Origin of the sequence: Streptomyces sp. NPDC096311 (genome assembly GCF_044763085.1) — a bacterium.
In the GTDB taxonomy this organism is placed as follows: Bacteria; Actinomycetota; Actinomycetes; order Streptomycetales; family Streptomycetaceae; genus Streptomyces.
This window is the reverse complement of record NZ_JBIWFN010000012.1, coordinates 141098-162903: the sequence shown is the minus strand read 5'-3', so window position 1 is coordinate 162903 and position 21806 is coordinate 141098. Positions and strand designations below refer to the sequence as shown.

At 71.1% G+C, this 21806-nt stretch carries 20 protein-coding genes and 1 pseudogene; 12 read left to right on the top strand and 9 right to left on the bottom strand.

From position 1 onward, the window contains the following. Nucleotides 1-79: 79 nt before the first annotated feature. A complete protein-coding gene (locus ACIRA5_RS29340; RefSeq protein WP_403695458.1) occupies nt 80-2425 on the bottom strand; it encodes an immune inhibitor A domain-containing protein in 2346 nt (781 codons plus the stop codon). 509 nt (nt 2426-2934) lie between these two features. On the opposite strand from ACIRA5_RS29340, the gene ACIRA5_RS29335 reads away from it, so the two are divergent. Further along, nucleotides 2935-3255, top strand: a complete 321-nt coding sequence (locus ACIRA5_RS29335; RefSeq protein WP_403695455.1) for a hypothetical protein — start codon at nt 2935-2937, stop codon at nt 3253-3255. Nucleotides 3256-3318: 63 nt separating this feature from the next. On the opposite strand, the gene ACIRA5_RS29330 is transcribed toward ACIRA5_RS29335, so the two are convergent. Together ACIRA5_RS29330 and ACIRA5_RS29325 are read right to left on the bottom strand one after the other, a co-directional pair. Then, nucleotides 3319-3996 (bottom strand): RDD family protein, encoded by a 678-nt coding sequence (locus tag ACIRA5_RS29330; RefSeq protein WP_403695453.1) that lies wholly within the window; start codon nt 3994-3996, stop codon nt 3319-3321. 121 nt (nt 3997-4117) lie between these two features. After that, entirely contained in the window at nt 4118-5728 is a 1611-nt protein-coding gene (locus tag ACIRA5_RS29325; protein ID WP_403695450.1) for an RDD family protein, read from the bottom strand. Between the two features lie 255 nt (nt 5729-5983). Between ACIRA5_RS29325 and ACIRA5_RS29320 the strand changes: the two genes are divergently transcribed. Continuing rightward, entirely contained in the window at nt 5984-6457 is a 474-nt protein-coding gene (locus ACIRA5_RS29320) for an SsgA family sporulation/cell division regulator (protein WP_403695447.1), read from the top strand. A gap of 59 nt (nt 6458-6516) precedes the next feature. On the opposite strand, the gene ACIRA5_RS29315 is transcribed toward ACIRA5_RS29320, so the two are convergent. Continuing rightward, the gene (locus ACIRA5_RS29315) at nt 6517-7389 is read right to left on the bottom strand and encodes a transcriptional regulator (RefSeq protein ID WP_403695445.1); all 873 of its coding nucleotides are present in this window, start codon (nt 7387-7389) and stop codon (nt 6517-6519) included. On the opposite strand from ACIRA5_RS29315, the pseudogene ACIRA5_RS29310 reads away from it, so the two are divergent. After that, nucleotides 7305-7589, top strand: a pseudogene (locus ACIRA5_RS29310) (aldo/keto reductase); the annotation flags it as partial. The gene ACIRA5_RS29315 and the pseudogene ACIRA5_RS29310 overlap by 85 nt on opposite strands. Here ACIRA5_RS29310 and ACIRA5_RS29305 read toward each other — a convergent pair. Further along, the gene (locus ACIRA5_RS29305; RefSeq protein ID WP_352049030.1) at nt 7586-8992 is read right to left on the bottom strand and encodes an FAD-linked oxidase C-terminal domain-containing protein; all 1407 of its coding nucleotides are present in this window, start codon (nt 8990-8992) and stop codon (nt 7586-7588) included. The pseudogene ACIRA5_RS29310 and the gene ACIRA5_RS29305 overlap by 4 nt on opposite strands. 92 nt (nt 8993-9084) lie before the next feature. Here ACIRA5_RS29305 and ACIRA5_RS29300 point away from each other — a divergent pair, with 92 nt between their 5' ends. Next, nucleotides 9085-10674, top strand: coding sequence for a tetratricopeptide repeat protein (locus ACIRA5_RS29300; RefSeq protein WP_403695443.1), 1590 nt, complete (start codon nt 9085-9087; stop codon nt 10672-10674). A gap of 146 nt (nt 10675-10820) precedes the next feature. On the opposite strand, the gene hppD is transcribed toward ACIRA5_RS29300, so the two are convergent. Then, a complete protein-coding gene (gene hppD, locus ACIRA5_RS29295; protein ID WP_403695441.1) occupies nt 10821-11966 on the bottom strand; it encodes a 4-hydroxyphenylpyruvate dioxygenase in 1146 nt (381 codons plus the stop codon). 122 nt (nt 11967-12088) lie between these two features. Here hppD and ACIRA5_RS29290 point away from each other — a divergent pair, with 122 nt between their 5' ends. The 7 genes from ACIRA5_RS29290 to ACIRA5_RS29260 all read left to right on the top strand — a co-directional run bounded on the left by ACIRA5_RS29290 (nt 12089) and on the right by ACIRA5_RS29260 (nt 17348). After that, the gene (locus ACIRA5_RS29290) at nt 12089-12559 is read left to right on the top strand and encodes an Lrp/AsnC family transcriptional regulator (protein WP_352049052.1); all 471 of its coding nucleotides are present in this window, start codon (nt 12089-12091) and stop codon (nt 12557-12559) included. Between the two features lie 19 nt (nt 12560-12578). Further along, on the top strand, nt 12579-13226 hold the full coding sequence (locus tag ACIRA5_RS29285; protein WP_403695440.1) for an ABC transporter permease: 648 nt from the start codon (nt 12579-12581) through the stop codon (nt 13224-13226). Next, a complete protein-coding gene (locus ACIRA5_RS29280; RefSeq protein ID WP_403695438.1) occupies nt 13219-14505 on the top strand; it encodes a betaine/proline/choline family ABC transporter ATP-binding protein in 1287 nt (428 codons plus the stop codon). The genes ACIRA5_RS29285 and ACIRA5_RS29280 overlap by 8 nt, the downstream gene beginning before the upstream one ends. Nucleotides 14506-14594: 89 nt before the next feature. Continuing rightward, nucleotides 14595-15473 carry an ABC transporter permease gene (locus ACIRA5_RS29275; protein WP_403695845.1) on the top strand — a complete coding sequence of 293 codons (879 nt, stop codon included), beginning with the start codon at nt 14595-14597 and terminating at the stop codon, nt 15471-15473. A gap of 50 nt (nt 15474-15523) precedes the next feature. Continuing rightward, nucleotides 15524-16486, top strand: coding sequence for a glycine betaine ABC transporter substrate-binding protein (locus ACIRA5_RS29270; RefSeq protein WP_403695843.1), 963 nt, complete (start codon nt 15524-15526; stop codon nt 16484-16486). A 77-nt stretch (nt 16487-16563) separates the two neighbouring features. Further along, nucleotides 16564-17166 carry an ArsR/SmtB family transcription factor gene (locus tag ACIRA5_RS29265; protein WP_403695436.1) on the top strand — a complete coding sequence of 201 codons (603 nt, stop codon included), beginning with the start codon at nt 16564-16566 and terminating at the stop codon, nt 17164-17166. Further along, nucleotides 17163-17348, top strand: a complete 186-nt coding sequence (locus ACIRA5_RS29260; RefSeq protein WP_403695434.1) for a hypothetical protein — start codon at nt 17163-17165, stop codon at nt 17346-17348. Before ACIRA5_RS29265 ends, ACIRA5_RS29260 begins: the two co-directional genes overlap by 4 nt. On the opposite strand, the gene ACIRA5_RS29255 is transcribed toward ACIRA5_RS29260, so the two are convergent. From ACIRA5_RS29255 to ACIRA5_RS29245, 3 genes are read right to left on the bottom strand one after another with little or no spacing between them, the layout of a single operon-like run. Next, nucleotides 17345-18133: a S16 family serine protease gene (locus ACIRA5_RS29255; RefSeq protein WP_403695432.1), complete on the bottom strand. Its 789-nt coding sequence runs from the start codon at nt 18131-18133 to the stop codon at nt 17345-17347. The two genes, ACIRA5_RS29260 and ACIRA5_RS29255, sit on opposite strands and share 4 nt — an antisense overlap. A 15-nt stretch (nt 18134-18148) precedes the next feature. After that, nucleotides 18149-19270, bottom strand: coding sequence for an o-succinylbenzoate synthase (menC, locus tag ACIRA5_RS29250; protein ID WP_403695429.1), 1122 nt, complete (start codon nt 19268-19270; stop codon nt 18149-18151). Then, a complete protein-coding gene (locus tag ACIRA5_RS29245; protein WP_403695426.1) occupies nt 19267-20043 on the bottom strand; it encodes a chorismate synthase in 777 nt (258 codons plus the stop codon). The genes menC and ACIRA5_RS29245 overlap by 4 nt, the downstream gene beginning before the upstream one ends. Before the next feature lie 171 nt (nt 20044-20214). Between ACIRA5_RS29245 and ACIRA5_RS29240 the strand changes: the two genes are divergently transcribed. Continuing rightward, nucleotides 20215-21792 carry a PucR family transcriptional regulator gene (locus tag ACIRA5_RS29240; protein ID WP_403695423.1) on the top strand — a complete coding sequence of 526 codons (1578 nt, stop codon included), beginning with the start codon at nt 20215-20217 and terminating at the stop codon, nt 21790-21792. The last annotated feature ends 14 nt before the right edge of the window (nt 21793-21806 follow it).

Sequence of the window (21806 nt, the reverse complement as noted above, 5' to 3'; positions counted from 1 at the left end):
CAGGACGCACCTAAACACGATCGGCGGCAACCCGCCAGGGGGTCGCCGCCGATACGCTTCTGACCTGCGGAAATACCGGTTACTTCACCGCGGGGCCTACTTCGAGCGAGATCGTCGACCCGTCACGGGCCTCCTTGGCGATCTTGATCTTGGTGTTGGTGTCAGTGATCTTGACACCCGCGGTCGGGGCCGTCGTGTCGTAGTAGGTGCTGGTGTGGTCGTTGAAGACCGGCACCCCCGGCTTCGACGGGATCTTCGTCGCCACGTCCGCGTTGTGCAGCGTCAGACCGTCCGTGCGGTACAGGCTGAACGGCGAGTCGTACGACTGGATCCGGCTGCGCATCAGCGTTCCGTCGGACCACTTCAGCGCGGTGGAGTGCGAGTCGACCGGCAGGATCAGCCCGGAGCCCGCGTGCGCGCTGACGTTGTTGTCCTTCTGCGAGGTGTCCCACTTCCAGATCAACAGGCCGTTCTGGTACGGGTAGTGCTCCACCCAGGACGGACGCGTCGTCGAGAAGCCGAAGTTGTACGGACCGGTCTTGAGGGTCTTGTCGTACGAGACGTACTGACGGTTCTCCGCGATGTAGTACTGCGGGTAGTCGTCGGTGAAGGACGCGCCGACGCGGGAGAAGCCGGCGGCGGTCCACGCGGCGTCCGCGGTCTCGGCGTTGTCCGAGAAGAGCGCCGAACCGTCCGCGGTCACGGCGATCTCGTCGGCCGCGAAGCCCTTCAGCGCCACGCCACCGTCGCTCTGGTAGCGGAACCGCAGGTCGATCTTCTGGCCCGCGTAGGCGTCGAGCGGGAACGACAGCTTCTTGTACGCGTCCACCGTGCCGGTCAGCGCGGGCTTGCCACTGCCGTCACGCGGGATCGGCTGCCCGTCCACCGTGCCGTCGATCGGGGTCCAGTTGGCGCCGCCGTCGGTGGAGACCTCGGTGTACAGGTAGTCGTAGTCGGCCTCGATGTCGTACCAGCCGTCGAGCGTGAGGGCGGCCGACGACTTGCCGGTGAGGTCGACGGAACGCGTCAGCGTGTTCTTGAGGTCGTTGCCGCTGCCGCTCCACCACTGGGTCGAGCCCTGCGCCGGGGCGACGATCTCGGTGGTGACCGCCTTGTCCGGCAGCGAGACCACGAGGGCCTGCTTGTTCTTGGTGTTGTACTCGGCGACACCCAGCTTGTGCTTCGACTTCGTCGCGGCCTTGGCCGTGTCGTAGTTCAGCCAGCCGAGCTGCAGCTTGTCCCAGGCGTTCATGTCGCCGGGCAGGTCACCGATGGCGTTCTTGCCGGTGCCGAGCCAGGAACCGGAGGACATCAGGGTCCAGAAGCCCGTGGAGTTCTCGGCCGAGTTGGTGGTGTCGTACTCGTCCGGCAGACCGAGGTCGTGGCCGTACTCGTGCGCGTAGACGCCGAGTCCGCCGTTCTCCGGCTGGATGGTGTAATCGCCGACCCAGATGCCGGTGTCGCCGATCGCGGCGCCGCCGAGCTTGTTGCCGGCCGGACCCGTGGCGCCCGCGTCGGTGCCGAACGCGTACCAGCGGTGCGCCCAGATCGCGTCCTCGCCCTGCGCGCCGCCGCCCGCGGACTCGTCCTCACCGGCGTGCACGATCTGGAAGTGGTCGATGTAGCCGTCGGGCTCGTTGAAGTTGCCGTCGCCGTCGTAGTCGTAGCGGTCCCACTGGTCGTACTTGGCCAGGTCCGCCTTGATGTCCGCGTCGGACCTGCCGGCCGCCTTCTGGTCGGCGACCCAGGCGGTGACACCGTCCTGGACCGCGTACCAGGCGCCCGTGGACGCCTTGTTGGAGCCGTAACGGGCCTCGTTGTAGGGGACCTTGACCCAGTCGGTGACCTCGCCGTCGACCGAGTAGCGGCCCGAGGACTGCTTCTCGTAGTACTTCTTCAGCGACTCGGTGTTCTTGCCGGTGCCGAAGTAGAGGTCCTGGAAGTGCGCCTGGTTGTAGTCCGCCTGCCAGGCCGTGCTGTTGTCCTGGGTGCGGTCGGGCGCGGCTATCTGGTTGTGCAGCGGGCCCGCGGTGCCGCCGTAGCGGCTGTCGACCTGGTCGCCGAACTCGACCAGGATCGTGAAGATCTTGTCGGTCTTCTCGCGGCCGAGCTCGACGTACTTGTTCTTGCCCTTGAGCTTGACGACCTGCGAACCGTTCCGGTCCTGGACCTTCGCGTCCCCGGATATGACCTGGTTCAGGGCCTCTTCGCGCTGTGCTTCCTGGGTCTTGCTGAGCGGGCCGTCGAGGTCGTGTCCGGCCTTGTTGCCGGCCGGCTGGGGCTCGTGGCGGTTCGCGCTCGCCGAGGCCGCCGCCGATGCGGCATCATCTGCCTGCGCAACGGCGAACGTCGAGAACGTGGCGGTGGCCGCCGCGAGGGCGACACCCACCGCGGCCGCTCTGAACGTCCATGGTCTGCTGGTCACTTGCAGTCCTCCCCTGCGTCCGTTCGCGCGGATGGGGGGATCCCGGGGTGATGGAGGTCCGCGCGCGTATACGCGTGTCAAGTGACGACATTTGACCGGAGTTACCAAAGAAAAGACAGATCTTGACTTGAACCTGGCAACTGCACTATGCGGAGCTGGAGTTCGGTATCCGAACCGTGACCGGCCCTTTCAACGGGCGCGTCCGGCCGTCCACTTGGTGGACGCGATGACTCCGTGCGCCCCCTGTGCTCCGGCACCGTGGGTAAGGTCACGCTTACCGGACGTTCCACTCGGGCATGCAGGCGAATAGAGTCGATTGGCGGAACGTTGGAATGTCAACGGATTGACCAGTCGACACCGTTGTCGTCCCACGATTCGCAGCCCCACCCGGACCGGCGGCCCCACTCCCGTTGTCGATCGCCCCGGTCGCCGTCCGGTCCCGTTGTTGTCCGCATCCTCCCCCATCGCGAGAGGCACCGGGGGGAGTACCCCCACCCCGAGGAATCGCCATGCCTCGTCCGACCGCCGCACAGCTCGCCTACGGTTCCTGCACCGTGATCTTCTCCACCCTCGCCATGCTGCTGCTGTCTCAGACGAGTTCGGGCCTGGGGATCGCGGTGATCACCCTCTCGGCACTCGCTCTCGGACTGCTCGTCGCCGTAACGGTTCCGCTGCCGAAGCGCGTCCGTTCCGACTCCATGGCCGCCGTACCCGCTCCCGCACCGGCCCCCGTTCAGGAGCGGGTGCCCGCACCGCGCGAGACCGCGTCCGTCGCCGCGTCCGTGTCGTCGGCGTCCGTCTCCGCCGTACGCGAACCGGCGGGCCCGTGATTCCACGAACCCGCCGCACTCCCGATCAGCCGTCTCCTCATGGAGTGCGGCTGATCGCGTATGTCAGCCCGTGCTGACCACCACCGTCTTGGCCGCCTTGTCGTGCAGGCCCTGCTTGTAGGGCTTGTCGAAATAGCTCCAACCGCCCGCGATCGCGGTCCAGATGCACGCGCAGCAGAACGCGAACGGGATCCACAGCACCAGCGAGCGGACCAGCGTGGTCTGCACGGAGGGCGTGGAGCCGTTGTCGAGGTTGGCCACCCTCAGGTTGAACAGCTTCTTGCCGAGGGTCTGCCCCGACCTGCTGATCATGATGGTGTCGTAGCCGGTGTAGAGCACCGCGGCGATCACGGACTGTCCGAAGCCCCTGCTGTACTCGATCTTGTCGGCGTTCATGTTGTACTGCATGACCCCGAAGGCCCAGGACAGCAGCCACACCACGATGCCCACCAGGATCATGTCGATGATCCTCGCCACCGTGCGTTTGCCGCTGTCGGCGAGCGGAGGCATGCCGGCCAGCGGGTCGCCGCCGTAGGGGCCGCCGGGGCCGTACGGGTCACCGCCGCCGCCGTGCGGGGGCGGTGACCCGTACGGGGAGTCGTACGGGGAGCCCTGGGGCGGTGTGGGCGGCGAAGGGCCGTCGTACGGGGAGCCGCCGCCCTCGGCGGGCGGGGGCTGCTTCTTGAACGGATCCTCGTCCGGTGGCTGACCCGAGCCCGGGGGCGGCGGTTCGCTGCTCATGGCCCGAGTCGACCGCGAACCCCGCCACCGCGCATCCGGCGAGCGGCCGTCCGGGGGACCGGGCTCCCGGCGACCGCGCCGTCGCGCGGGGAGTCAGGCCACCACGACGGCGTACGGGCGGCTACGCGGCCACGAAGGTGTGGGCCGCCTTGTCGTGCCAGCACTGGCGCCAGGGCCTGTCGAACAGGCACCACAGGACGCCGACGACACCGATGACGAGGACGCCGGGGACCGCGTACACGAGCCAGCGGCGCAGGGCCCGTCCGAAGGACGGGGGTTCGTGACCCTCGATGTCCCGGACCTCGATGCCGCACACCTTCTTGCCGAGGGTGCGGCCCCACTTGGCGGTGGGCAGCGCGTCGTAGAGGACGCCGAAGAGGAGCAGGACGGCCAGCACGATCCCGAGGTAGCCCGTGGTCGTGCCGTCGAGCAGCCACACCGTGACGGTCTGGCCGGACCGCTTGGCCGCGTCGACCTTCTCGTTGATGTGGTCGATCGCCTTGGTGCCCAGCGGTACGGCGGCCACCGCGGTGACGGTCGCCAGGACCGCGGTGTCCACGATCCGGGCCAGCAGCCGCCTGCCGAGGCTCGCCGGGCGCGCCTCGGACTGTCTGCGGGCGGCGGCCTGGAACACGTCGTCCACCGGCGGCTTCCAGGGCACGACGGGCTGTCCGTCGGCCCCCGGGTCACCCGCGAGCCGGTGCACCTGCTGGGCCCAGGACGGCTGTCCCCCACCGGGGCCACTGGTGAGGGGCGTGGCGGCCGGACCGGAGGCCTGCTGGGGCACGGAGGGTGCGGAGGGTGCGGGGGGTGCGGAGGGTGCGGAGGGTGCGGGGGTGGCCGGCTGGCGCGCGGCGGCGGACTGGGCCGACTGGGCCGCCGCCTCCGCCGCGGCCTGGGCGGCCTGCCCGGCGCCGAAGCCTCCCCCGGCCCCGGCCGGGCCGCCCGCCGCGGGCGTGTCCGCCCCCGGTGCGCCGGTGGCCGGAGCCGTGCCCCCGGCCTGCGCCCCGCGCTGCGGCCCCGTGCGCGGGGCGGACGGGCGGAAGATCATGGTGCCCTCGGAAGGGGCGGGTTCCGCGGCGCCGTCGGGGAGACCGGTGCCGGCGAACTGCGCGCCGCTCGCCGGGGCCGCGGACGCGCCCTCGGCGCCGGTGGCCCGCGCCGGTCCCGTCGGGCGACGGAACACCACGGTGCCGCCGGACGCGGGAGGCTGCGCGGCGCCGCCCGAATCCGCGGGCGGGATCGTCGCCGTGCCGTCGGCGCGGGCTGACGCACCGTCCGGCTGGACGACGGCGTCACCCGGTTCGGCCGCGCGCGCCAGCCGCGGATCGGCCGTCGGGGGCGAGCCCCAGGACACCCGGCGGTCCTGCTCGCCGCCGAAGCCGGACTGCTGGGAGCGGTCGGCGCCCCACGCGGCCGCGGGCTCGGGCCTGTTGCCGTGCTGTGCCTCGGCCGGGCTCACCCGGCGCGGCTCGGCGGCGGGTCGCGGGTCCTCGTCGAAGAAGTGCGGGCCGGTCTCCTCGGCGGGGGCCGGAGCGGGCGCGGGAACGGAGGCTGTCGGCCGGGTACCGGACGGCGGCGCGAGCGGTACGCCGTCGGAGGGCGCGGGACGGCTCGTACCCGGTACCCAGGAGGCACCGTTCCAGTACCGGACATATCCAGGAATGGAGGGGTCCGGGTAATACCCTTCACGGGGCCGGTCGTCACCGGGGGCCGGGGTTGGGGCGCTCATGTCCGTCGTCCCGTATCTGCTCGGGGGTTTTTGAGGGCTCCACATCTATCAGACGGGCGCGCCTGTCAGCGGCGCTCCCGCCGTACCCACCTCTTTCGGGCAAGGTTCCGCCACAAGCGGTCGCCGCCCGGAACACGGTCTCGGAACGCCCGCCAAAAAACTTCTTCGAACCCGCGTAATGGTTCCGCGTGATCGCGCTCTCCACTCGTACGGGCTCGCCCTGAGGGCCCCGTACCCGAAAGGAAGCGCATCGACATGCACACCGTGGTGGAACGCGAACTCGAGCTCAACCTCGTCCTGTCGCCCGAACGCAGCATCCCCGTACCGGCCCGGCTCACCTACCGCTCCGACGACCCGTACGCCGTCCACATCACCTTCCACATCGGCTCCGACCATCCCGTCGGCTGGACCTTCGCCCGTGAACTGCTCGTCGAGGGGGTGTTCAGGCCGTGCGGGCACGGCGACGTACGGGTGTGGCCGACGAAGGTCGCGGGCCGCAGCGTCGTCCTGATGGCGCTCAGCTCCCCGGACGGGGACGCCCTCCTCGAGGCGCCCACCGCGCAGGTGTCCGCCTGGCTGGAGCGCACCCTGCGGGCGGTTCCGCCGGGCTTCGAGGCCGATCAGCTCGGCATCGACGAGGGCCTCGCCGAGTTGCTGGCCCCGACCCCGGCCGACGACCTGTGGCTGCGCGACCCGTGGCCGTCGGACGAGTCGAAGGAGGGCGAGTGAACCCGTTCGTGTCCCTGTTTCCGATACCGGCCGCGGTGGTGGCCCCGCGGGAAGCGGTCCTACGGGCGTGCCGCGGCCAGCAGGCTCTCCGCGACCGATGTGCGCGCGTACAGCACCGAGCGACCGGCCCGGTGCGCGCTGACCAGGCCCGCGTCGCGCAGTGCGGTCAGGATCTGGGACACCCCGGACGGCGAGAGCCCCGTGCGGTGGGCCGGCTCGGTGGTGGAGGCCGGGGTCTCCAGTCCGGTCAGCAGCAGGGTCCGCGAGCGGCCGAGTACGGCGGCGAGGGCATCGGTCCCGGCGAGCGGCCGGGGTTCCCACAGGGTGCCGACACCCCGTGCCGGATAGGCCAGTTGGGGCGGCTCCGGGGGTGTCACCCGGGTCAGCGGGCCCGGGTGGGTGAAGGCCGGGGGAATCAGCAGCAGCCCGGCACCCGCCGCCTCGCGGGACAGCGGGCGCCCTCTGCGCGACAGCCGCAGCGCGCTGTCGTCCCAGCTCACCAACGGGTGCAGCTCGTTGAACAGGTGCCCGGTGCCCTGCTCGGCGACCTGCCGGGCCCGGTGGAACACATCGGCGTCCAGGACCGTGCGGATGCGCGCCCAGTAGGGGGCGAGGGCCAGCTCCCAGTAGGTCTCGACCTCCTCCGCGAGCCGGGGCAGGCGGGCGGCCGGATCGGCGTACAGCGTCCGCGACCTGGGGCCGAGCCCTCCCTGGTCGTGTGCCAGGCGGTCGAGGTCCTGGCGTACCCGGGCGGGGGGAGCGGCCATGACCCCGGCCAGTTCCGTGGCGAGCGCGGGGGCGGGCCCGTCGGGGGCCGGGTTGAGGAAGTCGGGCACATAGCCCGCGGGCGGGATCAGCTCGGCGAGCAGGCCACGGTCGAGGCCGGCGGCCGGCACCCGGGGGCGTACCTGTTCGGCCCAGGGCCGTCGCACGGGCCCACGGGGTGAGCGCGGCGCAGGTCCGGCTGGCCTGGACGTTGCACCGTGGACCGCACGTACTGGCCATCCCCGGCACCGGCGACCCCGACCACCTGGCCGCCAACGTGGCCGCCGGCGCCCTGCGGCTGAGCGAGGACGAACTGGCCGTTCTGGACCGTCTCCACCGGGGCGGGGACGGGGGTGGCGGGGCCTAGAGCACCTTGCCCGGGTTCAGGATGCCCAGTGGGTCGAAGGCGGCCTTGATGCCGCGCTGCATCTCCACGCCCACCGGTCCGAGCTCGCGGGCCAGCCACTCCTTCTTCAGGACTCCGACGCCGTGTTCGCCCGTGATGGTGCCGCCGAGTTCCAGACCGAGGGCCATGATCTCGTCGAAGGACTCGCGGGCGCGCCGCGACTCGTCGGGATCGTCGGCGTCGAAGCAGACGGTGGGGTGGGTGTTGCCGTCGCCCGCGTGCGCGCAGACACCGATGGTCAGGGAGTACTTCTCGGCGACGCGCTCGATGCCTTCGAGCATGTCGCCGAGCCGGGAGCGCGGCACGCACACGTCGTCGATCATCGTGGTGCCCTTGACCGCTTCGAGCGCGGTGAGCGACAACCGCCTTGCCTGGAGGAGCAGTTCGGATTCCGCCGCGTCCTCCGCGGGGACCACCTGCGTCGCGCCCGCGGCCTCGCACAGGGCGCCGACGGCGGCCAGGTCGGCGGCCGGGTCGTGGGTGTCGAAGGCGGCGAGGAGGAGCGCCTCGGTGGTCTCCGGGAGGCCCATGTGGGCCAGGTCGTTGACGGCCTTGACCGTCGTACGGTCCATGAGTTCGAGGAGGGAGGGGACGTGCCCGCCCTCCATGATCCGGACCACGGCGTCGCAGGCGGCCCGCGCCGATCCGAACTCCGCCGCCAGCACCAACTGCTGGGGCGGCTGCGGCTTGAGCGCCAGGATCGCCCGTACGACGATGCCGAGCGAGCCCTCGGATCCGACGAAGAGGCGGGTGAGGTCGTACCCGGCGACCCCCTTCGCCGTACGGCGGCCGGTGGACATGAGCCGTCCGTCGGCCAGCACCACGTCGAGGCCGAGGACGTACTCCGCCGTCACCCCGTACTTCACACAGCACAGGCCGCCGGAGGCCGTGCCGATGTTCCCGCCGATCGTGCACATCTCCCAGCTGGAGGGGTCCGGCGGGTAGTACAGACCGTGTTCGTTCACGGCGCGGGAGAGGGTGGCGTTGATGACGCCGGGTTCCACGACGGCGATCCGGTCGACCGGGTTGATCTCCAGGATGCGGTCCATCTTCACCAGCGACAGCACGATGCAGCCGTCGGAGGCGTTGGCGGCGCCGGACAGGCCGGTGCGGGCGCCCTGCGGGACGACCGGGACACGCAGCTCGGTCGCGATCCGCATGACGTGCTGGACCTGTTCGACGGTACGGGGCAGGACGACGACGGCGGGGGTGCCCGCCTCGCAGAAGCTCGCCATGTCGTTCGCGTACGAGGCCGTGACGTCCGGGTCGATGAGGACGGCCTCGGCCGGCAGGCCGCTCAGCAGGCGGTCCGCGAGGTTGCCGGTGACTTCGTCGCGCGGGGCTTCGATACGGCTCATGATCACAGCGTCGCACTCGGGGCCATCGGTGTGAACCCCATCCGCGCGGGGCTTGGCGTGCCGGGGTGTGGTCTTCGTATTGACGCACAGTGAGCGGCATGGAGATCGAAGAGCGACAGCCGGTGCTCACGGGGCTCACGCCTCAGGGGCCCTCCGGGCGGCGTCCCTCCGTCGCCAAGCACGTGCTGATCGGCCTGGTGGCGGGATCTGTCGTCCTCGGCGGGGTGCTGGTGCTGCTGCCCTCGCAGCGGCGGACCGCGGCGCCGCCGTCGGCGGGTCCGGCGGCGCGGGCGGCGACGGCGGTGGGGGCCGGGGTGCCCGCCGCGCTGCCCGATCTGGTGGCGCTCATCGGCGACCACGAGGCCCATCTGCGCGCCCATCCGCGCGACGATCGGTCGTGGGCGGTGCTCGGCGTGGCCTATGTGGAGCAGGGGCGGCGGACCGCCACACCCACGTACTTCCCGAAGGCCGAACAGGCGCTGCGCACGTCGCTGGAGACGAAACCGAAGGGGAACCTGACGGCGCTGGAGGGGCTGGCCGCGCTCGCCAACGCCCGCAACGACTTCCGGACCGGGCGGAAGTGGGCCGAGGAGGCGCTGAAGCTGGCCCCGAAGCGGTGGACGGCGTATCCGCTGCTGATCGACTCCTGCAGCGGCCTCGGTGACTACAAGGCGAGCCGCGGTGCGCTGGAGAAGCTCCAGGGGCTGCACCACGGGCCGCCGGTGCTGGCCGAGGCCGCCCAGGTGTACTGGGACCGCGGCTGGCGCGAGGACGCGGTGGCCTCCCTCGCGGACGCGGCGGCGGGCGCCACCTCTCCGGCCGAGCGGGCGGTCTGGCTGGCGCAAACGGGCCGGCTCGCCTGGGAGCGCGGGGACCGCGAGGAGTCGTTGCGCTACTACGAGGCCGCGCTGAGCATCGACCCCGATCAGCACGACGCGCTCGCCGGACAGGGGCGTGCGCTGGCGGCGCTCGGGCGCAGCGCGGAGGCGCTGCGTGCGTACCAGACGGCGCTCGCCCAGGAGCCCGATCCGCGGTACGCGCTGGAGCTGGGCGAGCTGTACGAGACGCTGGGGGTGCGCGACGCGGCACAGACGCAGTACGCCCTGCTGCGGGAGCGGGTGCGCACCGACGCCGCGGCCGGTGTCGACGACGAACTGGTCCTCGGGCTGTTCGAGGCGGACCACGGCGATCCGGAGGACGCGGTGCGCCGGCTGCGCGAGGAGTGGGCGCGCCAGCCCGGGGTCGCCGTCGCGGACGCGCTGGGGTGGGCGCTGCACCGGGCGCAGGAGGACGAGGAGGCGCTGAAGTTCGCGACGAAGGCGACGGACAAGACGAAGGGCGGCGGCGTCCGCAGCGCGCTGTACGTCTACCACCGGGGGCAGATCGAACGCGAGCTGGGCCTGCTCGCGCCCGCCCGCCGCCACATCGCGGAGTCCCTCCAGATCAATCCGTACTTCTCCCCCGTCCTCGCCCCCCAGGCCCGGCACGACCTGGCCGCCCTCGGCGAACCGCCCGCGGAGCCGCCGCCCGAGCCGAAGGACGAGACCCCGGCGGAACCGGGGGGCGCGGCGGGGCCGCCGGGCACTGCCGTGAATCCGGCGAACCCGGCGGCCCCGAGGGCGACCCGTCGACCCAGGCCACACGCATCGGCACCGGCACCGGCACCGCGGCGCACGGCGTCACGATGACCGAGGGCCGCTGACCGCTGACCGCTGACAGACATTGGCTGACGGCTGACGGCTGACGGCTGACAGCTGACGGCTGACGGCTGACGGCTGACGGCTGACAGATATCGGCTGACAGATAACAGATGACAGCTTTCCGCAGATGATTCCTACAGGTTGCCGCGCTTCTCCTGCTCCCGCTCGATCGCCTCGAAGAGCGCCTTGAAGTTGCCCTTGCCGAAGCCCATCGAGCCGTGCCGCTCGATGATCTCGAAGAAGACGGTCGGCCGGTCCTGGACCGGCTTGGTGAAGATCTGGAGCAGATAGCCGTCCTCGTCGCGGTCGGCGAGGATCTTGAACTCGCGCAGGGTGTCGACGGGGACCCGGGTGTCGCCGACCCACTCGCCGAGGGTGTCGTAGTACGAGTCGGGCGTGTCCAGGAACTGGACCCCGGCCGCGCGCATGGTGCGTACGGTCTGCACGATGTCGTTGGTGTTCAGCGCGATGTGCTGGACGCCCGCGCCGCCGTAGAACTCCAGGTACTCGTCGATCTGGGACTTCTTCTTGGCGATGGCGGGCTCGTTGATCGGGAACTTGACCTTGAGCGTGCCGTCGGCGACGACCTTCGACATCAGCGCGCTGTACTCGGTCGCGATGTCGTCGCCCACGAACTCCTTCATGTTCGTGAAGCCCATGACCTTGTTGTAGAAGCCGACCCATTCGTTCATGCGGCCGAGTTCGACGTTGCCGACGCAGTGGTCGATGGCCTGGAAGGTGCGATGGGCGGGCGGTTCGACGATCGGGGCGGCGGCGGTGAACCCGGGGAGGTACGGGCCGTCGTAGCCGGTGCGTTCGACGAGCGTGTGCCGGGTCTCGCCGTACGTGGCGATCGCGGCGAGGACGACCGTGCCGTGCTCGTCCTTGAGCTCATGGGGCTCGGCGAGCGGGCGGGCGCCGTGCTCGACGGCGTACGCGAACGCGGCGCGCGCGTCCGGGACCTCGATGGCGAGGTCGACGACCCCGTCGCCGTGCGCGGCCACGTGCTCGGCCAGGAAGTGGCCCCAGGTGGTGGTGGGCTTGATGACGGAGGTGAGGACGAAGCGTGCCGAGCCGTTCTCGAGGACGTACGACGCCGTCTCGCGGCTGCCGTTCTCCGGTCCGGAGTAGGCGACCAGCCGCATGCCGAAGGCCGTGGAGTAGTAGTGCGCGGCCTGCTTGGCGTTGCCGACGGCGAAGACGACCGCGTCCATTCCCTTGACCGGGAAGGGGTCTGCCTGCCGGGCGGTGTCGGGAGTGAGGTCTGTGGTCTGCGTCATGGCCGCAGACTCCCTCCGTTCCACAAGGTGCGCAATAGTTTGCGGGAGAGCTGGACAATGTGCTCAGCAAAACGTCCATGTGAGCGGACGTTCTGTACATGATGACCACCCGGGAGGGCGGCATGGGAATCGATCACCTGGACGGCCGGCTCATCGTGCTGTTGGCCGAGGAGCCGCGCATCGGCGTGCTGGAGATGTCCCGGCGGCTCGGGGTCGCGCGCGGCACCGTGCAGGCCCGGCTCGACCGCCTTCAATCGAATGGAGTCATTCGGGGATTCGGTCCGCAGGTGGATCCGGCAGCGCTCGGCTACCCCGTCACGGCCTTCGCGACGCTGCAGATCAGGCAGGGACAAGGCCCCGACGTACGGGCGCACTTGGCGACCGTCCCCGAGGTGCTGGAGCTGCACACGACCACCGGCAGCGGCGACATGCTGTGCCGCCTGGTGGCCCGCTCGAACGCCGATCTCCAACGTGTGATCGACCGGGTCGTCGGTTTTGATGGCATCGTCCGGGCCTCCACGGCGATCGTCATGGAGAACCCCGTTCCGCTGCGGATCATCCCGCTGGTGGAACAGGCGGCGACCGAGCACTGACCGACGACCGGGAGGTGGCGTGAACTTCTGGCAGTACCTGAGCAGCCGCCATCAGCAGTTGCTCACGGACGCGTACCAGCACGCCAGCGTGGTCTTCCAGTGCATGGTCGTCGCGACGCTCATCGGTGTGGTGATCGGCGTCGTCACCTATCACAGCGGCTGGGCGGGCGGCGTGGCCACGACCACCACCTCCACCATCCTGACCATCCCCTCGCTCGCCATGATCGGTCTGCTGATCCCGGTCGTGGGCCTGGGCGTGCCGCCCACGGTGATCGCGCTGACGCTGTACGGGCTGCTGCCGATCGTGCGCAACGCGATCGTGGGCCTGCGCGGGGTCGACCCCGCGCTGGTGGAAGCGGCGAAGGGCATCGGCATGTCCGCTCCGGCCCGGCTGCTGAAGGTCGAGCTGCCGCTGGCCTGGCCGCCGATCCTCACCGGTATCCGGGTCTCCACGCAGATGCTGATGGGCATCGCGGCGATCGCGGCGTACGCCTCCGGCCCCGGCCTCGGCAACGAGATCTTCCGCGGCCTCGCGTCCCTGGGCAGCAGGAACGCGCTCAATCAGGTACTCGCGGGCACGATCGGGATCATCATCCTCGCGTTGCTGTTCGACGCCGCCTACGTCCTCATCGGCCGGCTGACCATTCCGAGGGGGATCCGTGCCTGAGACGACCGAGGTCGCGGAGCCACCGGAGGGCACGGAGAGCGCGCACACCTCCACGGCCGGCGCCACCATCGAGCTGGAGAACCTCACCAAGCGCTACCCCAACAGCCGGGAACCGGCCGTGGACAGCGTCAACATGGAGATCAAGGCGGGCGAGCTGGTCGTCTTCGTGGGCCCGTCGGGATGCGGCAAGTCCACCACGCTCAAGATGATCAACCGGCTGATCGAACCGACCAGCGGCCGCATCCGCATCAATGCCGAGGACGTCACCGACATGGACCCGGTGAAGCTGCGCCGCAAGATCGGCTACGCCATCCAGGCGTCCGGGCTCTTCCCGCACATGACGGTCGCCCAGAACATCGCCCTCGTACCGAAGATGGTCGGCTGGTCGAAGTCGCGGATCAGGGCGCGCGTCGAGGAGATGCTGGACCTGGTCGGCCTCGACCCGGGCGAGTTCCAGGGACGTTATCCGCGCCAGCTCTCCGGCGGCCAGCAGCAGCGCGTGGGCGTGGCCCGGGCGCTCGCGGCCGACCCGCCCGTGCTGCTGATGGACGAGCCCTTCGGCGCCGTGGACCCGATCACCCGCGACCACCTCCAGGACGAGCTGATCCGGCTCCAGCGTGAGCTGCACAAGACGATCGTCTTCGTCACCCACGACTTCGACGAGGCGATCAAGCTCGGTGACCGGATCGCGGTGCTGCGCGAGCACTCGCACATCGCGCAGTTCGACACCCCGGAGGCGATCCTCACCAACCCGGCCGACGACTTCGTGTCGGGGTTCGTGGGCGCGGGCGCGGCGCTGAAGCGGCTCAATCTCACCCGGGTACGGGATGTGGAGATCACCGACTATCCGACGGTCACCGTGGACGACCCGCTCCAGGAGATCTTCAACAAGCTCAGAAGCAGCGGCACGAACGAGATCCTGCTGCTCGACCGGCGGGGCCGCCCCTACAAGTGGCTGCGGCGCGGCGACCTGATGCGGGCCAGGGGTTCGCTGGCACGGGCGGGCACGCTGGTGCACGACACGGTGACCCGGGACGCCACGCTGCGGGACGCGCTGGAGGCCGTGCTCATCGACAACACGGGCCGGGTCGCGGTCACCGGGCGGCGCGGCGAGTTCACCGGTGTCGTCGACATGGAGACGCTGATGAACTCCGTGCACGAACTGCTGGAGGAGGACCGGCTGGAGGCGATGGAGCACCAGCACGAGCTGGAGGAGGCGCGCGCCCAGCAGACCCACTTCGAGCAGGAGGGCGTGGGCGGCGGGGAGGCGAAGGCGTGAGCACTCCCCCGCCCGAGGAACGGCCCAAAGAGCGGCCCGAGGAACGGCCCGAGGAACAGCGCAGGGAACGGCCCGAGGGCGAGCACGAGGTGAAGGGGCTCGCGTTCCGGGACGACGGCGAGTTCTCCCCGGACTCCGGGGACTTCCCCGGGGACCTTCCCGAAGGCCTTCCCGGGAACGGTGAAGGCGGAGTCGAGGGGGAGGCCCCACCTCCGAAGGTCGTCCTCAAGCGCCGGATCAGCTGGCAGAAGCTGACCTTCCTGCCCCTGGTCCTCGCGGCCGTGCTGCTGGCCACCTGGCTCTGGTTCCAGCAGGCCCGGTTGGACCCGATCTCCGAGAACGCGCTGTCGAACGGCCAGGTGCCGAAGGCCCTGTGGCAGCAGATCCGGCTGACCGCGATCTCCACCTTCTTCGTGCTGATCATCGCGATCCCCCTGGGCATCCTGCTCACCCGGGCGGCGTTCCGGAAGGCGACCCCGGTCGCGATGACGCTCGCCAACATGGGGCAGGCCACGCCCGCGATCGGCCTGCTGGCGCTGCTGGTCATCTGGCTGGGCACCGGCCAGCGGGCGGCCCTGATCGGCATCACCGTCTACGCCATCCTGCCGGTCCTCTCCAACACGATCGCGGGCCTGAAGGCCAACGACCCGACCCTGCTGGAGGCGGCCCGCGGCATCGGGATGTCCCCCCTGGGGGTGCTGACCCGCATCGAACTCCCGCTGGCCGTGCCGCTGATCCTCGCGGGCGTACGGACGGCCCTGGTCCTGAACGTGGGCACGGCGACCCTCGCCACCTTCGGCGGGGGCGGCGGCCTCGGTGTCCTGATCACCACCGGCATCACCACCCAGCGCATGCCCGTCCTGGTCCTCGGCTCGGTCCTCACGATCTCACTGGCCCTGCTGGTGGACTGGCTCGCCTCCCTGGTCGAACTGCTGCTCAGGCCGCACGGACTGGAGGCGGGCTCATGAGCCGTACGGGTTCCGCACCCGCCGCGAGACGTACGGGCCCCGCACCCGCCGTGCGACGTACGGCTCCGGTGCTGGCCGGAGCGCTGGTCCTGGCCGCCGGCTGCGGGCTCACCAGCGGCTCCCCCATGGTCGACAACGTCACGCCCGGCTCGATCGGGCAGGGGCAGCCGCTCAAGGGCGCCCATCTGACGGTGACGTCGAAGGAGTTCACCGAGCAGCTGATCCTCGGCGCGATCATGGGCATCGCCTTCCAGGCGGCCGGCGCGGACGTCCTCGACCGGACGGGCATCCAGGGTTCGATCGGCGCGCGGGAGGCCGTCAAGAGCGGGGACGCGGACGGGATGTACGAGTACACGGGTACCGCCTGGATCACGTACCTCGGCAACAGCAGGCCCATCCCCGACCCGCAGCGGCAGTGGCAGGCGGTGCACGACGCCGACCTGAAGAACGGGCTGAGCTGGCTGCCGCCGTCCGCGCTCAACAACACGTACGCGCTCGCCATGAACCAGGCCAACTTCAAGAAGTACGGCACCAAGACCCTCTCCGACGTGGCCGCGCTGTCCAGGTCGAACCCGGGCGCGGTCACGCTGTGCGTGGAGAGCGAGTTCGCCAACCGGGCCGACGGACTGCCGGGCATGGAGAAGGCGTACGGGATGAGTCTGCCCGCGAAGAACATCACGCAGATGGACACCGGGATCATCTACACCCAGGTGGCGAAGGGGAGTTGCACGTACGGGGAGGTGTTCACCACCGACGGGCGCATCAGGTCGATGAACCTGGCGGTGATGGAGGACGACAAGAAGTTCTTCCCCAACTACAACGCGGCGCCCGTGATCAACTCCAAGGCCCTGAAGAAGTACCCGGCGATCGCCCAGGTCCTGGACCCGATCACCAAGAAGCTCGACAACGACGTGGCCCAGACCCTGAACTCGAAGGTGGACGTCGACGGGCAGGATCCGCATCAGGTGGCGCTGGACTGGATGAAGCAGGAGGGGTTCGTCAAGGGAGGGTGAGCGGAGCGACGGCTTCCAAAGAAGTGCTTGCAAAGGAACCCTTGCAACCATTTCTTTGCAACGCTACCTTTGGATGCATGGAAGAGCCCCAGGATCCCCAGGTCCGCAATCTCGACGCCCGCTCACTGCGCGGGCTCGCACATCCCTTGCGCATGCAGCTCCTGGACGCTCTGCGCTTCGGCGGTCCGGCCACCGCGTCCCAGCTCGCCGAGAAGCTGGGTGAGTCGAGCGGTGCCACCAGCTACCACCTGCGACAACTCGCCACCCACGGCTTCGTCGAGGACGCCCCGGAGCGGGGCAGGGGGCGGGAGCGGTGGTGGAAGGCGACCCACCGGGGCCTGAGGTTCGACGACTCTCTGCTCGCGGACACCGACCCGGTCGTGCGCGGGGCCGCCGACCTGTACCTCCACGAGGTCGCGACCATGCACACCCGAGACCTGTCGACCTGGCTGGGCAACCGGGCCCAGTGGCCGGAGGAATGGTCCAGCGTCTGGGACCTGAGCAGCGAGACGCTGCGGCTGACACCTGAACTCACCCGTGAACTCATGCAGAAGATGCACGACCTGCTCGAAAGCTACCGGCCCCTCGCCCGCGCCGAGGACGACCCCGCCGCGGAGCAGGTCCGCATCCACACCCACGCCTTCCCCATCGCGCAGGACCGAACGGAGACGCACCCATGACGCACGCCGAGACCCACCTCGCCCTGCATCACACCCGCGCCGCCGAGCTCCGGGCCCAGGCCGAGATCCACCGCCTGGCCGTCTCCGCCCGGCGCCCCGGTGAACTGCGGACGCGCCTCGGCTGGACCCTCGTGGAGGTCGGCCTGCGGCTCGCCGCCGCACCGAAGCCGGCGGTCGCCTAACAGCTCGGAACCGAGCCCTTCCCCTTCTCCAGGGAGACCAGCGCGTCGACCGCGCCCTTGAGCGTGGTCACCGGAACCAGTCGCAGCCCCTTGGGCAGTTCCGACTTGGCGTCCGAGCACTCCGCCTTCGGGACCAGGAAGACCGTCGCACCGTCGCGCCGGGCGGCCTGCGTCTTCAGGGCGACCCCGCCGACCGCGCCGACCTTGCCGTCGGCGTCGATCGTCCCCGTACCCGCGACGGTGCGACCGCCCGTGAGGTCGCCGCCGCTGCCGTTGCCGTCCAGCTTGTCGATGATCCCGAGCGTGAAGAGCAGTCCGGCGCTGGGCCCGCCGACGTCGGCCAGCTTGAGCGTGACCTTCACGTCGTTCTTCTCGTGCAGGTAGGCCAGGGCCGCCTCGGTGGCCGTGTCCTGGGACTTCTTCATCTCGTCCGCGTTGTGCTGCTCGATCTCCTTGACGGAGTTCCCGCTCGGGTAGACCGAGTCGCGCGGCATCACGGCCCGGTCCGTGCGGAACCAGCCGTCGATCACGTCGCCCAGGCTGACGTTCGCGTCCGGCCCGGTCGCCTCGATCGTCGTCATCCGCAGCTGCCCGTTCGTCTGCCGGGTGGGCGCTCCGCTGATCGTGATCACCGGGTCGCCCTTGTTCTCGCCCAGGACGTTCGCCGTCATCCCGGGCTGTGCCACGGAGAACGGCAGCGGCGCGAACGCCGCCGTGGCGAGCAGGGCCACGACGGGAGCGGCGCAGACGGTGATGGCCTGGAGGCGTGTGAGACGAGAGAGCACGGGATCAATCTAACGTCACCGCTCGGCGCGGCCTCCGTACAGGTCCCGCCGGGCGGTGGTGAAGCGGCGCAGCACCTCCGCCAGCGGCTCGGTCCCGATGCCCGGGGTGCTCGGCACCGGCAGATGACCGTCCTGAAGGACGAAGGGCTCGGTGATGTCCTCGGCGAAGTAGCGGCTGGAGGCGGAGGTGTCGCCGGGGAGGGTGAAGCCCGGCAGGGCCGCCAGGGCCAGGTTCGGGGCCCGGCCGATGCCCGTCTCCAGCATGCCGCCGCACCAGACCGGTACCCCGTGCGCGTGGGCGACGTCGTGGATACGGCGCGCCTCCAGGTAGCCGCCGACCCGGGCGGGCTTCACGTTGACGACCCGGCAGGCGTCCATGGCGATCGCGGAGGCGGTGTCGCGGGCGCTGTGCAGGGACTCGTCGAGACAGACGGGAGTGGCGATGCGCTGCTGGAGCCGTGCGTGCGCGTGGAGGTTGTTCTCCTCCAGCGGCTCCTCGATGAGCAGCAGTCCGAACGCGTCGAGCCGGCGCAGGTGCTCGGCGTCCGCGAGCGAGTACGCCGTGTTGGCGTCCACCTGGAGCGGCAGCGCGTCCCCGAAGCGCTCGCGCACGGCCCGTACGGGCTCCAGGTCCCAGCCGGGTTCGATCTTCAGCTTGATCCGGACGTACCCCTCGGCGAGGTAGCGCTCGACATCGTCCAGGAGTGCCGGGACGGAGTCCTTGATACCGACCGAGACCCCGGCGGGCACGCGGTCGTGGACGGCTCCGAGGTAGGTCGCGAGCGACATGTCGTGGGCGCGCAGCTCGGCGTCGAGGACGGCCGTCTCCAGGGCCGCCTTGGCCAGCTCGTGCCCCTTGATCTTCGCCATCGCGGGGGCGAGCGCGGCGGCCGTGAGGTGCGGGAGGGCGGCCACGCGCGACAGCAGGAAGTCGCGCAGCACGATCTCGGCGCCGGCCACGAACTCCGAGCAGTACAGCGGCTCGGGGTCGGCGGCGAACTCCGACCAGCCCTCGGCCGCGTCCGTGACGACGTGCAGGAGGAACGTGTCCTTCGTCGTCATGGTCCCGAAGGAGGTACGGAAGGGGATGACGAGGGGCAGCGCGATGTGGACGACTTCGACGCGTTCGAGTTTCATGCGGCGCCTTCCGTGGCGGGGCGGGTGAGGGTGTACCAGCCGTCGCGGGACATCCCGGTGGCGACGTACCCCTCGGCGAAGGCCTCCGTGAAGACCGCGCGGACGGCGTGGCGCCAGCGCAGCGCGAGCGTCGGGTCGGCGACGCGCAGTTTGACGATGTCGTCCGGGACCCGGCACCAGATGTGCCGGTCGCGGGTGTCGCGGCGGGCGAGGAAGGCGCCGTCGGGGGCGAGGTGGGTGGCGGGCGCGGCGTCACGGTCGCCCGTCTCCTGGGGCGTGCGGGGCGCGGTGAGATCCCAGGTCACCGTCAGCCGGTCGCTCTCGTCCCCGTCGTTCACCCCGTCCGCCATGGGCCCGTAGAAGTCGACCAGGTACTCCGTGCCGGTGGCCCCCAGCTTGACCAGGTTGAAGCGGGCGTTGCGGCCGACCAGCGGATCGAAGGTCCAGCGCATGGTGCGGGCGCCGTGTTCCAGCGCCCAGGCGCGCTGGGCCTGCTTCACGGCGTACCCGAGCCCGCGATCGGCCGCGGCGACCAGGGAGTACGTGTCCTGCCGCCCCGGTTGCCCGAACACGGCGACGGCGGCTCCGGCCAGCCGTGTCCCGTCGTACGCGGCATGCACCGCGCCCCCTGCGTGCACCAGGCTGTGCAGCACCTCCGCCGGATACGGCGGGCTGCTGCGGGGCGTCTGCCAGACGTCGCTGAAGAGGTCGGCCACCGCGGCGATCCCGGTGACGTCGTGAACCGTACGGATGCTCACTTCTTCTTCGGTCATGGAACCGAGTGTCGAAGCTCGCGGCGGCGCCCACGTTGTGCATCAGGACAACACGCGCGTACGTTCCTGATGAGATCGGCCAACCGTGCCCGGCCGACCATCCTTGTCATCCCCGTCCCATCCCGCCCCGTCCCCTCCCCATCCCCACCCCTCTCCTCGGGAAGGAGCCGCGTGGACGCCTGCACCCTCGGTGACCTGCTGGACGTCGTCGGTGGCCCCTCCGTACGGCTGCAGACCGCGCCCGCCGGGCTCGCCGTGCCCGTCACGGAGGCGCTGCTGTACGACGCCCACGCGCCGCTGACCCGTGCGCCCGGGGCGCTGCTGCTCGCGGTCGGGGTGCGGGCGTCCGCGGCGGGGCCGCTGGCGCGGGCGGCGGCCCAGGCGGGGATGAGCGGGCTGGTCGTACGCGGCACGGACGGCCCGCTCGCGGAGGCGGAGTCGGCGGGTGTGGCCCTGCTGTCCGTGGACGAGGACGCCGCGTGGCACCACGTACATCTGCTGCTGGCCTCCGCGATCGGCGCCCGGCCGTCGGCCGCCGGGAGCGGTCTGGGGGACCTGTTCGCGCTGGCCGACGCGGTGGCCGCGGCCGTCGGTGGCGCCACCGCGATCGAGGACCCGCGGCAGCGGATCCTCGCCTACTCGACGGTTCCGGGGCAGCCGGTCGACGAGGACCGCCGCACGGGCATCCTCGGCCTCCAGGTGCCCGGGAGCCCCGCCAACTCGGAGCAGTACCGGGTGCTGTTCGCGGCCGACGGCGTGGTCCGGCTGCCCGCGCTGGAGGGCAGCGACAACCTGCCGCGGCTCGCCGTCCCCGTCCGGGCGGGCGGCGAGACCCTCGGCTCGCTCTGGGTCGTCGACGACGGTGGCCTCGCGCCGGACGCCGAGGAGGCCCTCGCCCAGGGCGCGTCCACGGCGGCGCTGCTCCTGCTGCGGGCCCGCGCCGCGCAGGAGCTGGCCCGCCACCAGAACGGCGACCTGCTGCGCCGCCTGCTCGACGGCACCGCCGACCCGGCGGGCGCCGCCCACCGCCTGGGCATGGGCCTCGGCCCGGACGGAAACCCGGCGCCCGTGCGCGTGGCCGCCTTCGTCCTGGACTCCAGCGTCTCGGCGGCGGACGTCGAACAGACCGCGCTACGGCTCCTGGATCTCGTACGCCTGCAGTGCGAGGCGCGCTACGGGCGGCACGCGGGCGTTCTCGTCGACGGGGTCGTGTACGCGCTGCTGCCCGCGTTCGGGGAGCGTGGCGGAGCGCGCCACAGAGGGCTGGCTGAGGACATCGTGGGGCGGGCAGGACAGGCGCTGCGGGTGCCTGTGCGGGCCGGGCTGGGGGATGTGGTCGGCGGGCTCGCGGAGGTGCGGGCCTCCCGGGACGACGCCGACCTCGTCCTGCGGGTGCTGGGCCCTGACCTGCCGGTGGCGACCGTGGAGGAGGTGAGGCCGCGCGTCACCCTGCTGCGACTTGCCGAAGTCCTGGGCGAGCGGCGGGAGTTGAGCGCGGGCGGGTGGCGGCGGGTCCTCGCGCACGACGTCGAGCACGGCACCGAGTACGCGCGCACTCTCGTCGCCTGGCTGGACGCGGGCTGCGACATGGCGGGCGCGGCGCGGCTGCTCGCCGTGCACGCCAACACCTGCCGCTATCGCCTCCGGCAGGCCCGGCAGCAGCTCGGCATCGACCTCGACGATCCCGACGAACGGCTGGTGCTGTGGCTCCAGTTGAGGACGCTGGGCGGGCTCGGCAGCCGCCACTGAGCCGCCCTTCGGGC